Source organism: Streptomyces sp. NPDC002845 (assembly GCF_053591955.1).
Genome location: NZ_JBSFUU010000034.1, coordinates 12,232 through 24,391, shown reverse-complemented (window position 1 = coordinate 24,391; position 12,160 = coordinate 12,232). Strand labels below are relative to the sequence as shown.

Annotated in this window: 10 protein-coding genes and 1 pseudogene; 7 read left to right on the top strand and 4 right to left on the bottom strand. The window is 73.1% G+C overall.

Annotated features, from left to right (window positions below; all coding sequences use genetic code 11):
• Positions 1 to 24: 24 nt before the first annotated feature.
• Positions 25 to 1,347 carry a PH domain-containing protein gene (locus tag ACWD3C_RS24580; protein ID WP_451147477.1) on the bottom strand — a complete coding sequence of 441 codons (1,323 nt, stop codon included), beginning with the start codon at positions 1,345 to 1,347 and terminating at the stop codon, positions 25 to 27.
• 2 nt (positions 1,348 to 1,349) lie between these two features.
• Positions 1,350 to 1,871, bottom strand: a complete 522-nt coding sequence (locus ACWD3C_RS24575; RefSeq protein ID WP_451147336.1) for a PH domain-containing protein — start codon at positions 1,869 to 1,871, stop codon at positions 1,350 to 1,352.
• Positions 1,872 to 1,902: 31 nt separating this feature from the next.
• Between ACWD3C_RS24575 and ACWD3C_RS24570 the strand changes: the two genes are divergently transcribed.
• Positions 1,903 to 3,054 (top strand): NADH-quinone oxidoreductase subunit D, encoded by a 1,152-nt coding sequence (locus tag ACWD3C_RS24570; RefSeq protein ID WP_451147334.1) that lies wholly within the window; start codon positions 1,903 to 1,905, stop codon positions 3,052 to 3,054.
• On the opposite strand, the gene ACWD3C_RS24565 is transcribed toward ACWD3C_RS24570, so the two are convergent.
• Positions 3,019 to 4,041, bottom strand: coding sequence for an SAM-dependent methyltransferase (locus ACWD3C_RS24565; protein ID WP_451147475.1), 1,023 nt, complete (start codon positions 4,039 to 4,041; stop codon positions 3,019 to 3,021). The two genes, ACWD3C_RS24570 and ACWD3C_RS24565, sit on opposite strands and share 36 nt — an antisense overlap.
• A 139-nt stretch (positions 4,042 to 4,180) precedes the next feature.
• Here ACWD3C_RS24565 and ACWD3C_RS24560 point away from each other — a divergent pair, with 139 nt between their 5' ends.
• From ACWD3C_RS24560 to ACWD3C_RS24550, 3 genes and pseudogenes are all read left to right on the top strand, one after another.
• A complete protein-coding gene (locus tag ACWD3C_RS24560) occupies positions 4,181 to 5,383 on the top strand; it encodes a sensor histidine kinase (protein ID WP_451147332.1) in 1,203 nt (400 codons plus the stop codon).
• Between the two features lie 93 nt (positions 5,384 to 5,476).
• Positions 5,477 to 6,148, top strand: coding sequence for a response regulator (locus ACWD3C_RS24555; RefSeq protein WP_451147330.1), 672 nt, complete (start codon positions 5,477 to 5,479; stop codon positions 6,146 to 6,148).
• A 106-nt stretch (positions 6,149 to 6,254) separates the two neighbouring features.
• Positions 6,255 to 6,895: pseudogene (locus tag ACWD3C_RS24550) on the top strand (ATP-binding protein).
• A gap of 13 nt (positions 6,896 to 6,908) precedes the next feature.
• Here the strand turns inward: ACWD3C_RS24550 and ACWD3C_RS24545 are convergent.
• Entirely contained in the window at positions 6,909 to 8,141 is a 1,233-nt protein-coding gene (locus ACWD3C_RS24545) for a threonine aldolase family protein (protein ID WP_451147328.1), read from the bottom strand.
• A 170-nt stretch (positions 8,142 to 8,311) separates the two neighbouring features.
• On the opposite strand from ACWD3C_RS24545, the gene ACWD3C_RS24540 reads away from it, so the two are divergent.
• Genes ACWD3C_RS24540 through ACWD3C_RS24530 form a run of 3 tightly spaced genes read left to right on the top strand, consistent with a single transcriptional unit; the run spans position 8,312 to position 12,157 of the window.
• Positions 8,312 to 9,322: a DUF2520 domain-containing protein gene (locus ACWD3C_RS24540; RefSeq protein ID WP_451147326.1), complete on the top strand. Its 1,011-nt coding sequence runs from the start codon at positions 8,312 to 8,314 to the stop codon at positions 9,320 to 9,322.
• A 43-nt stretch (positions 9,323 to 9,365) separates the two neighbouring features.
• A complete protein-coding gene (gene panC, locus ACWD3C_RS24535; RefSeq protein WP_451147324.1) occupies positions 9,366 to 10,376 on the top strand; it encodes a pantoate--beta-alanine ligase in 1,011 nt (336 codons plus the stop codon).
• Positions 10,373 to 12,157: an L-aspartate oxidase gene (locus ACWD3C_RS24530; protein ID WP_451147322.1), complete on the top strand. Its 1,785-nt coding sequence runs from the start codon at positions 10,373 to 10,375 to the stop codon at positions 12,155 to 12,157. The genes panC and ACWD3C_RS24530 overlap by 4 nt, the downstream gene beginning before the upstream one ends.
• The last annotated feature ends 3 nt before the right edge of the window (positions 12,158 to 12,160 follow it).

The window sequence follows — 12,160 nt, the reverse complement described above, 5'->3', positions numbered from 1 at the left end:
GAAACCCCGTTCCCAAGCGGAGCGCTACGTCATCCAGCGATCCGGCCCCGCCTCCCCCCGCCCCGTCCGCGACCGGTCCGCCTGCCCCTGCAACAGCACCACAGCCTCCTGAGCGTCCCGCAGACGGGCGGTGACGGTCTTGTTGGCCCCCGTGTCCACGGACACGTCGGCGAGCCGCCTGGACCGCTCCCAGGGCCCCTGGGACAGCCGTACGCTCTGCACCTTGGCGTGCGGCACGAGCGACACGCTCCGCCGCAGCAGCCCGTGCCGGGCCACGAAGACGCTGTCGGTGACGGCGAGCCCGTATCCCCGCCACCACAGCGGCACGCACCACCCGGCGCGCCGCGGCGGCCGTACGAGCGCGGCGGGCACCGTCACGCCGGGCAGCACCCGCTCGATCACGGACTCGGCGATGTCCCTGGGCGCGACCGGCACCAGCAGGGAGTTGGACGAGCCGGCCACGTCCAGTTCGACCCGCACCCAGCCGCGCCGCCGCCACAGCAGGGGTTCGACGATCCGTACGGTCTGCACGCGCCCCGGCGGCACCGTCTCGTGCGCGCGGTCGAGGAGGCCGTGGTCGATGCGCAGCCCGTCCGGGGACTCGCCGACCGTCCAGTCGTACTCGCTCACGAACCGCCCCACACTGCTCGCGCCCGCCGCGCCGAGCAGCGGCACCGCGGTCGCGAGGACCGTCCACAGGTTGTGGGTCATGAACCACATCACGGGCGGTACGACGAGCGCGCCGGCCAGCGTGGCCCAGGTCGCGCCGGTCAGCACCAGCGAGACCGCGAGGACCCCGGTCGGCACGTGCAGGAGCTGCCGTGCCGGGGCCTCGCCGACCTCGTGGGCGGTCTCGGGGGCGAAACCGGCCGCGCGGGCGAGGAGCTCGGCCCGCAGGGCGCGGGCGTGGGCCTCGCCCAGGTAGGCCAGCTCGTCCTTTTTGTCGGTCCCTATGACGTCGAGTTTGAGCTTGGCCACACCTATGATCCGGGCCAGCAGCGGCCGGGTGACGTCGACGGCCTGGATGCGTTCGAGCCGGATGTGCGCGGTGCGGCGGAACACCAGGCCCGTACGGATGCGCAGTTCGGTGTCGGTCACCGCGAAGTGCGTGAACCACCAGCTCAGGAAGCCGTACAGGGCGGCGGCCGGGACGAACACGGCCAGTGCGAGCAGCAGTGTGCCCGTGGTCAGCCGGGTCAGCTGCCGCTGCGCCCCGTCGGGGTCGTGCAGGGCCCACCCGAAGAGGACGGCGACGGGCGCCCACGCGCGCCGCAGCGGCGTCACGGGGTGCAGCCGGTGCTCGATGACCGGCTTCCGCTCTCGTACGGCGCTGTCGGCGCCCTGCATGGTCACAGCCCCGCCGATCGTGCCTCGCCCAGCTCCGTGAGCCGGTCCCGCAGCCGCTCGGCCTCCGCCGGGTCGAGTCCCGGAATCGTCGCGTCCGTCGCGGCGGCGGCCGTGTGCAGCTGCACGCTGGCCAGCCCGAAGTGCCGCTCGACCGGCCCGGACGTCACCTCGACGAGCTGCATCCGGCCGTACGGCACGACGGTCTCCTCGCGCCACAGCACACCCCGGCTGATCAGCAGGTCGTCGGAGCGTTCGGCGTACCGCCAGGAGCGCCAGTTGCGGCCCAGCATCGACCAGCCCCACAGCAGCAGGCCCAGCGGCAGCAGCGCGAAGGCGGCCCAGCCGGGACCGGCGAGCAGGCCCAGAAGCAGGGCCAGACCGACGGTCAGGGATCCCAGCCACACCACCAGCAACAGCCGTCGCATCCGTAGCAGGCCTGGTGGCAGCCCGGTCCAGACCGGCTCGTCCTTCGCCGCCGGCCCGCGCTCGCCGTGTCCCGCGTTGTCCAAGGTCCCCGTCTCCATACCGTCAGCGTACGTACGAGACACTGTCACCATGACTCCTACGACGGAGACCATGGTCGGCATCGGCGGCGCCGCGGAGAGCACCGACATGGTGCTCAACATCGGGCCCCAGCACCCGTCCACGCACGGCGTGCTGCGGCTGCGGCTCGTGCTCGACGGCGAGCGCATCCAGCACGCGGAGCCGGTGATCGGCTATATGCACCGCGGCGCGGAGAAGCTCTTCGAGGCGCGCGACTACCGCCAGATCATCATGCTCGCCAACCGCCACGACTGGCTCTCCGCCTTCTCGAACGAACTCGGCGTGGTCCTGGGCGTGGAGCGCATGCTCGGCATGGAGGTCCCCGAGCGCGCGGTCTGGATGCGCACGCTGTTGGCCGAGCTGAACCGTGTCCTGAACCACCTGATGTTCCTGGGTTCGTACCCGCTGGAGCTGGGCGGGATCACCCCGATCTTCTACGCCTTCACCGAGCGCGAGGAACTCCAGCACGTCATGGAGGAGATCTCCGGCGGGCGCATGCACTACATGTTCAACCGCGTCGGCGGCCTCAAGGAGGACCTGCCCGCCGGATGGACCTCACGCGCGCGTGCCTCCGTCGCTGCCCTGCGCCCCCGCATGGACCGGTTCGACGACCTGGTGGTCGGCAACGAGATCTTCCGGGGGCGTACGCGCGGTGTGGGCGTCCTCGCCCCGGAGACGGTGCACGCGTACGGGGTGAGCGGGCCGATCGCCCGCGCCTCCGGGGTGGACTTCGACCTGCGGCGCGACGAGCCGTACCTGGCGTACGGGGACCTCAGGGACACCCTCAAGGTCGTCACGCGCGAGGAGGGCGACTGCCTGGCCCGCTTCGAGTGCCTCCTGGAGCAGACCCACGTCTCCCTCGACCTCGCGGACGCCTGCCTCGACCGGCTCGCCGAGCTGCCGCCCGGCCCGGTCAACCAGCGGCTCCCGAAGGTCCTGAAGGCTCCTGAGGGGCACACGTACGCGTGGACCGAGAATCCGCTCGGCATCAACGGCTACTACCTGGTCAGCAAGGGCGAGAAGACCCCGTACCGGCTGAAGCTGCGCTCGGCCTCGTACAACAACATCCAGGCGCTGGTGGAACTGCTGCCGGGGACGCTGGTGTCGGACATGGTGGCGATCCTGGGGTCACTGTTCTTCGTGGTCGGGGACATCGACAAGTAGGTCGCGTTCGCCGGGAAGGGCGGGCGGTGGATTCGGAATGCCGACCCACCGCATCAGCCACCCGAAGTCCCCGAGTCCGCCCTCGGCCGTGAGCTCCGCCGCCTCGCCCGCGCCGGCCAGGGCCCGTACGTACGCCGCCGGGTCCGTGGCGGCCAGGGAGAGCGGGGGCCGGGCTCCCGTGACCCCGAGGGTGCGCAGGACCGCCCGCTGGCTCAGCAGGCGGTCCCCCGGCAGGGCGCAGGCGTCCAGGGCCACATGGGCCGTGATGTCGCACGAGCCGTCCGGCACGGGGGTGGTCTCCCGGCCCTCCCGGAAGCCGGTGAGCGTACCGAAGGGCGGGCGGGCCCCGGCGGAGTGGGCGTAGTCGACGGCGACGGCGAGACCGCGGTCGACGCACGCCGCGGCGCCGGCCCAGGCGTGGTCCCTGGGGAGCCCGATCTCGGCGCGGAGGCCCTCTTCGGGGGCCAGTGGCCACCAGCGCGCCAGCCAGTCGGCCCCGGCACCCCGCACGGGCTCCCCGAGCCGCTCGGCCCCGTCCCGCCGTACGAGCACCAGCCGGGCCACGCCCTCGGGGTCCACCTCGGCGACGTCCACGGGCACGTTGTCCAGCCACTCGTTGGCGAACAGCAGCCCGGTGATCCCCTTCGGGGGCTGTGGGAGCCACTCGATCCGGTGGTCGAGACCGGCGGGGCGCCCGGCCCGCTCGACGGCGTACCCACGCGCGCGTGAGGCCACTTCGGCGGGCAGCGCGGCCAGGACACCCGTCACGAGCTCGCCCCGGCCTGCCGCCATGTCCACGAAGTCCAGCCGCGCGGGGCGCCCGAGCACCTCGTCGACGCGGCACAGCAGCCGGGCCACGGCCCGCGCGAAGAGCGGCGAAGCATGCACCGAGGTGCGGAAATGCCCGGCGGGACCCTCGGGACGCCGGTAGAACCCCGAGGGCCCGTACAGCGCCTCCTCGGTCGCCTCCCGCCACCCGCGCCACATGCCGCCCACCTCACCTGTCACGGGGCCAGAGTAGGCACCGGGGACAACGGGGCCTCCACCTTGGGGAGTACGTAGGCCGGTCGTGGATCGGTCCTCCGGTTGACCCCTGCACACACCACGCTTCCCTACGCTGGGTTACGTGCAGCGCCTCTATGACTTCCTCCGCAGGCACCCGACCGGGGTCGACAGCTTCTGGGCCGTCTTCCTTCTCGGGCTGTCGTTGGCGAGCGGAACCGCCGACCAGGAGGACGGGAGGACCGACCTGCCGGTGGCGTTCGTCCCGGTCGCGATCCTGCTGTGCCTGGTGGTCGCCCTGCGCCGGCGCATGCCCGAGAAGATGCTGGTGCTGGCCGCCGCGCTGGGGGTGGCGCAGCTGGTCCTGGACGTCGAGCGGACGCTCGCCGACTTCGCCCTGCTGGTGATCATCTACACCGTGGCGGCCACCGGCGCCCGCTGGGCCTCCCGGTTCGCCCTGATCGGCGGCCTGTGCGCGGGGAGCCTGGCGCAGCTGCGCTGGTCCGAGGAGACCGTCGGTGTGTTCGGCAACGTGGCGCTCGCGGTCTTCCAGACGGTGCCGTTCGCCCTCGCCTGGGTGCTCGGCGACTCCCTGCGCACCCGCCGCGCCTACTTCGCCCAGCTGGAGGAGCGCGCCGCCCGCCTGGAGAGGGAGCGCGAGGCGCAGTCCAAGGTCGCCGTCGCCGCCGAGCGCGCCCGTATCGCCCGCGAACTGCACGATGTCGTCGCCCACAACGTCTCCGTGATGGTGGTCCAGGCCGACGGTGCCGCGTACGTCCTGGACACGGCCCCCGACCAGGCGAAGAAGGCCCTGGAGACCATCTCCGGGACCGGCCGCCAGGCCCTCGCCGAGATGCGCCGCCTGCTGGGCGTCCTGCGTACCGGCGAGCACCAGGAGGTCGGCGAGTACGTCCCGCAGCCCGACGTCGACCAGATCGACGACCTCGTCGAGCAGTGCCGCAGCTCCGGCCTCCCCGTCGACTTCAAGGTCGAGGGCACCCCGCGCCCCCTGCCCAGCGGCGTCGAGCTCACGGCGTACCGCATCGTCCAGGAGGCCCTCACCAACACCCGCAAGCACGGTGGCCCGAACGCCGGCGCGAGCGTACGCCTCGTCTACTTCGACGACGGCCTCGGCCTCCTCGTCGAGGACGACGGCAAGGGCGCCCCGCACGAGCTGTACGAGGAGGGCGGCGCCGACGGCCAGGGGCACGGCCTGATCGGTATGCGCGAGCGGGTCGGCATGGTCGGCGGCACGCTGGACGCGGGGCCGCGCCCGGGCGGAGGATTCCGCATCAGCGCCCTGTTGCCGCTGAAACCGGCCCCCTGATTTCGCCGTGTCAGTCACTGACACCTGTAACGGTGCCCCCGTAACGGCACCCTGTGAACAACAACCTGACAACGGAAACGGAAGAGGACCCCGATGCCGATCCGCGTGATGCTCGTCGACGACCAGGTGCTGCTGCGCACCGGGTTCCGGATGGTGCTCGCCGCCCAGCCGGACATGGAGGTCGTGGCGGAGGCGGGCGACGGCGTCGAGGCCCTGCAGGTGCTGGGCTCCACCGAGGTCGACGTGGTGCTGATGGACGTGCGCATGCCCAAGCTGGACGGCGTGGAGACCACCCGCCGCATCTGTGCCGACCCCAACCCCCCGAAGGTGCTCATCCTGACCACCTTCGACCTCGACGAGTACGCCTTCTCCGGGCTCAAGGCCGGTGCCTCCGGCTTCATGCTCAAGGACGTGCCGCCCGGTGAACTGCTGACCGCGATCCGCTCCGTGCACAGCGGCGACGCCGTGGTCGCCCCCTCCACGACCCGGCGCCTCCTCGACCGGTTCGCCCCGATGCTCCCGGGCACCGGCAAGGAGCCCGAGCGCAAGGAGCTGGAACGGCTCACCGACCGCGAGCGCGAGGTCATGGTGCTCGTCGCCCAGGGCCTGTCCAACGGCGAGATCGCGGCCCGGCTGGTCCTGTCGGAGGCGACGGTGAAGACGCATGTCGGGCGCATCCTGACCAAGCTGGGGCTGCGGGACCGGGTGCAGGTGGTCGTACTGGCGTACGAGACGGGGCTGGTGCGGGCGGGTGGGCAGGGCTGAATCCTGTACGGGACTCGTAGGGGCCGCCGGTACGGGACTTGTACGGGCCAGGGGTGGAAACCCTGGATGTCACCCGGGTGTGACCGCCGCCCACTAGGGTGCGCGCATGCTCCTGTGGATCAACGGCCCTTTCGGGGGCGGCGATCCGTCAAACGACTGCCCGCACATGAGATCCGGCGACGGCTGCCCGGCAGCGTGATCTGCGATCCCGAGCACGTCGGCTTCGGGCTGTGCCGCACGCTGCCGCCCGGACTCCGGGGAGACTTCCAGGACCTCGCGTCCTGGCGGCAGGGCGTGGTCGAGGTCCTCGACCTGGCGCTCACCGAGCACGACGGGGCCGTGATCGTCCCCATGACGGTCACCAACTCCTCGTACTTCACGGAGACCGTCGGCCGACTGCGCGAGCTCGGCCACGACATACGGCACTTCACGCTGCTCGCCGAGCGGGAGACCGTGCTGCGGCGGCTCCGCGAACGGGGCTTCGGGCATCTTCTGCGGTACGTCGCCGGAAAGAACGCCCCGCTGCGCAGGGAGAGCTGGGCCGTCGAACAGCTCGACCACTGCCTGGAGCGCCTGCGCGAGCCCGAGTTCGCCGAGCACCTGTGGACCGACCACACGACGGTCCCGAAAACCGCGGACCGCATCGCCGTCCTGGCCGGCCTGCCCCTCACCCCCAACAACGACAGCGCCCTGCGGACGCGGCTGCGGCAGGCGGGGGTGGGGTTGCGGCACATCCGGTTCGACTGAGCCCGGGGGGCGATCAAGCCTCCTCCGCGACCGCGGCCGCCGCGTCGCCGAGTCGGTCCACGAAGTCCGCGACCGCCGCCTTCACGTCCTCCGGGGTCCAGGCCAGAGCGGCGTCGCGTACCCAGAGTTCGGTGACGGCGAGGCCGGGGCCGGCGTGGTCCCAGGGGCCGGAGAAGAGGAGGGTGCCGGTTTGCTCGGCCTGGCGGACGGCGGCCTCGGCGGCGACATCGGGGTCGTAGGGAAGCCAGAGGTGGAAGTCGTGGGTGTGGGGCTGCTCGGGGTGGACGCGGACCCAGGGCACCCCGGCCGCGGCGAAGCCCTCGCGCAGCGCGGCGGCGATCACGCGCGCGTGGGCGACGTATTCGGGGAGACGGGGGAGTTCGCGCTCCAGGCCGGCCAGCGCGGACAGGACGGTCGGGAACTGCTGGAAGATCTGGCCGCCGTAGCGATGGCGCCAGGCCTTCGCCTCGTCGATCAGCGTCCCGGGGCCGACGAGGGCAGCGCCGCCGATGCCGTCGAGGGATTTGTAGAACGAGACGTAGACGCTGTCCGCGAGGGCCGCGATCTCGTCCAGGGGCCGGTCGAAGTGGACGGTCGTCTCCCACAGGCGCGCCCCGTCGAAGTGGACCACGGCGTCCCGCTCCCGCGCGGCCTCGACGACCTCGGTGAGCTCCTCCCAGGAGGGGAGCACACAACCGGCGTCCCGGAGGGGCAGTTCGAGCATCAGGGCGCCGAAGGGTTCGTCGAAGCCGAGCACCTCGTCGGCGGTCGGAAGACGGGGCTCGCTCGTGAGCCGGACCGGTCGCAGGCCGCTGACCGCGCTGAACGCACCGCGTTCGTGCACCTCGGGATGGGCCAGCGCGTGCAGGGCCACGGTCGCGTTGCCGGTCCGGCCCGCCCAGCAGCGCAGGGCCACCTGCTGGGCCATGGTGCCGGTCGGGAAGAACGCGGCGGCCTCCTTGCCGAGCAGCCCGGCGACCTTCTCCTCCAGGTCCTCGACGATCCCGTTGCCGTACATGTCCGCCGGCTCGTCCAGGTCGTACAGCTCCGGCGCCGCCTCCGTCAGCTGCGTCAGCCGTTCCCGGAGCGTCGCGAAGGCGCCCATGCGGGCCAGTACGCGATCGGCCGACCGGTACGCGGCCTTCCGCCGCGCGTAGCGCCGCATACGGGCTGACTCCGCCACCTCCGCCGACTCCGCCACCTCCGACTCGGCCTGCCCCGCCGCCTCTTCCGCCGTATCGCTCATCCCTGGATCATCCCGCGCGCCGTACCCACCAGGCACCTCATTTCCGCCCTCCGCGCGCCCCGGAAACCCACAGCCTGTGGACAACCGAACGGCGCTCGAACCGATCGCGTTAACATGACGAGAAATCGTCCGGTACCCCGAGCGGACTGGAACGGGAAGGCCACCAGCGAGTGAGTACATTCCAGCAACCAGCCCCCCCAGACCCGAGAGACCGCCCCGCGCGGCTCACGGTCGGCGTCGTCGGCGCCGGCCGGGTCGGTCCCGCGCTGGCCGCGTCCTTGCAGCTGGCCGGGCACCGCCCGGTGGCCGTGTCCGGGGTGTCCGACGCGTCCAAGCGGCGGGCCGCGGAGCTGCTGCCCGGCGTGCCGCTGGTGTCCCCGGACGACGTCATGGAGCGGGCCGACCTGGTGCTGCTGACCGTGCCGGACGACGCGCTGCCGGGGCTCGTGGAGGGCCTCGCCGGGACCGGCGCCGTACGGCCCGGGCAACTGCTCGTGCACACCTCCGGGCGGTACGGCGCGAAGGTGCTGGACCCCGCGCTGCGGGCCGGGGGGCTGCCGCTGGCGCTGCACCCCGCGATGACGTTCACGGGCACCCCGGTGGACGTGCAGCGGCTCGCCGGGTGCTCCTTCGGGGTCACCGCGCCGGAGGAGCTGCGGCTGGCCGCCGAGGCGCTGGTGATCGAGATGGGCGGCGAGCCCGAGTGGATCGCCGAGGAGAGCCGGCCGCTGTACCACGCGGCGCTCGCACTGGGCGCCAACCACCTGGTCACGCTGGTCGCCCAGTCCATGGAACTGCTGCGCGCCGCCGGTGTCGAGGCCCCCGACCGGATGCTCGGCCCGCTGCTGGGCGCCGCCCTGGACAACGCCCTCAGGTCGGGCGACGCGGCCCTCACCGGCCCGGTCGCGCGCGGGGACGCGGGCACGGTCGCCGCACACGTCACCGAGCTGCGCGCGCACGCCCCGCAGACCGTCGCCGGGTACCTGGCGATGGCCCGCGCGACCGCCGACCGCGCGCTCGCCCGCGGGATGCTCAAGCCCGAGCTCGCGGAGGACCTCCTCGGGGTGCTTTCCAACGGCGCCACCGGTCCCACCGGTCCCATCGGCTCCACTGGCCCCAACGGCTCCACCGGTCCCGACGGTCCCGAAGGCCCCGACGGTCCCGAAGGGGACGCCCGATGACCGCGTACGTATGTGCGTGCGTATGTGTGAACGGAGGCGCCCGATGACCACAGCCCTGGTCCGCACCGCCGACGAGCTGCACGCACGCGCGCGCGTGGGCCGCCGGGCCGTCGTGATGACCATGGGCGCCCTGCACGAGGGCCACGCCACGCTCATCCGCAGCGCGCGCGAGATCGCGGGCCCCGAGGGCGAGGTCGTCGTCACCGTCTTCGTGAACCCCCTGCAGTTCGGCGAGGGCGAGGACCTCGACCGCTATCCCCGCACCCTCGACGCCGACGTCAAGATCGCCGAACAGGCGGGCGCGGACGTCGTGTTCGCCCCGTCCGTGGACGAGGTCTACCCCGGCGGCGAGCCCCAGGTGCGCATCAGCGCGGGCCCCATGGGGGAGCGCTGGGAGGGCGGCTCGCGGCCCGGGCACTTCGACGGCATGCTCACCGTCGTCGCCAGGCTGCTGCACCTCACCCGCCCCGACGTGGCCCTGTACGGGCAGAAGGACGCCCAGCAGCTCGCCCTGATCCGCCGTATGGTGCGCGACCTGAACTTCGGCGTGGAGATCGTCGCCGTACCGACCGTCCGCGAGGACGACGGCCTGGCGTTGTCCAGCCGCAACCGGTATCTGTCCGTCGAGGAGCGACGTACGGCCCTGGCGCTGTCCCGGGCCCTGTTCGCGGGCAGTGACCGGCACGCCGCCCAGGAGGCGCTGCGCGCGCGGGCCCGCGAAGTGCCCGCCACGCGCGCGCGTGCCGAGGCCCTCAGCGCCCTCGGCGAGTCCCGCGCGGCGGCCGACGCGCACGCGGTCGCCAAGGCCGCCCCGGACGCGGTGTCGTCCCTCTCCGGCCCCGCCTCCGTCCGGGCCGCGGCCCGCCTGGTCCTCGACGAGGCCGCCCGCCTCCAGCCGCCGCTCGCCCTGGACTACCTCGCCCTCGTCGACCCGTCCGACTTCACCGAGATCCCGGACGACTTCACCGGAGAAGCCGTCCTCGCCGTCGCCGCCCGGGTCGGGACCACCCGGCTGATCGACAACCTACCTCTCACCTTCGGAGCCGCCTCGTGACCAGCACAGGCATACGACTGCACGCCCCAGCTCCCGGATGGGCCATCACCGCGGACGTCGTGGTCGTCGGCTCCGGAGTCGCCGGCCTCACCGCCGCCCTGCGCTGCGAGGCGGCCGGCCTGCGGACCGTCGTCGTCACCAAGGCCCGCCTCGACGACGGCTCCACCCGCTGGGCCCAGGGCGGCATAGCCGCGGCCCTCGGCGAGGGCGACACCCCCGAACAGCACCTCGACGACACGCTGGTGGCGGGCGCGGGCCTGTGTGACGAGGAGGCCGTCCGGCTCCTCGTCACCGAGGGGCCGGACGCGGTACTGCGTCTGATCGAGACGGGGGCGCAGTTCGACGCGTCGTCCGACGGCGGCCTGGAGCTCACCCGCGAGGGCGGCCACCACCGGCGCCGCATCGCCCACGCGGGCGGCGACGCCACCGGGGCCGAGATCTCCCGGGCACTCGTCGAGGCCGTACGCGCAGTCGGGAGGGGCGAGCGCGAAGCGCTCTCGGCCAAGGGTGGTGGCGGGCGGCGGGCGGGAATGCGTACGGTCGAGAACGCGCTCGTCCTGGACCTGCTGACCGATGCCGACGGCGGTACCGCGGGCGTCACCCTGCACGTCATGGGCGAGGGCCAGCACGACGGTGTGGGAGCCGTGCACGCGCCCGCCGTGGTCCTCGCGACCGGCGGCATGGGCCAGGTCTTCTCGGCGACCACCAACCCGTCCGTGTCGACGGGCGACGGCGTGGCGCTCGCCCTGCGCGCCGGCGCGGAGGTCTCCGACCTCGAATTCGTGCAGTTCCACCCGACCGTGCTCTTTCTCGGCCCGGACGCCGAGGGCCAGCAGCCACTGGTCTCCGAGGCGGTACGCGGCGAGGGCGCCCACCTGGTCGACGCCGACGGGGTGCGCTTCATGGCCGGGCAGCACGAACTGGCCGAACTGGCACCCCGGGACATCGTCGCCAAGGGCATCATGCGCCGTATGCAGGAACAGGGCGCCGAACACATGTACCTGGACGCCCGGCACTTCGGCGCCCACATGTGGGAGCACCGCTTCCCGACGATCCTCGCCGCCTGCCGCGCCCACGGCATCGACCCGGTCGCCGAGCCCGTACCCGTGGCCCCGGCCGCCCACTACGCCTCCGGCGGCGTCCGCACCGACTCCCACGGCCGTACGACGGTCCCCGGCCTGTACGCGTGCGGCGAGGTCGCCTGCACCGGAGTCCACGGCGCCAACCGGCTCGCCTCGAACTCCCTCCTGGAGGGCCTCGTCTACGCCGAGCGCATCGCCGCCGACATCGCCGCGAGCCACGCGGAAAACGGCCTCCACGCGCGCGTGCCGCGGCCGATGCCGTACCCGGAGACGCCCGAGCACCCGCTGCTCGCCCCGGAGTCACGGTTCGCGATCCAGCGGATCATGACGGACGGAGCGGGTGTCCTGCGCTCGGCCGCGTCCCTGGCAGGCGCGGCCGCGGCCCTCGACCGACTGCACACCGACGCGCGCGACGCCCTCGCCGAGAACGGCAAGACCGCCGAGCCCGGCGTCGACACCTGGGAGACCACCAACCTCCTGTGCGTCGCCCGCGTCCTGGTCGCCGCCGCCCGGCTGCGCGAGGAGACCCGCGGCTGCCACTGGCGCGAGGACCACGCCGAGCGCGACGAAACCGACTGGCGCCGCCACATCGTCGTACGGCTCAATCCGGACCGGACGCTGGCGGTGAACACCACGGACACCGCAGACTTCCCCCCGACCCGGCAGCACCAGCCGGTGCCCATCCCCCAGGAGCAGTGACAG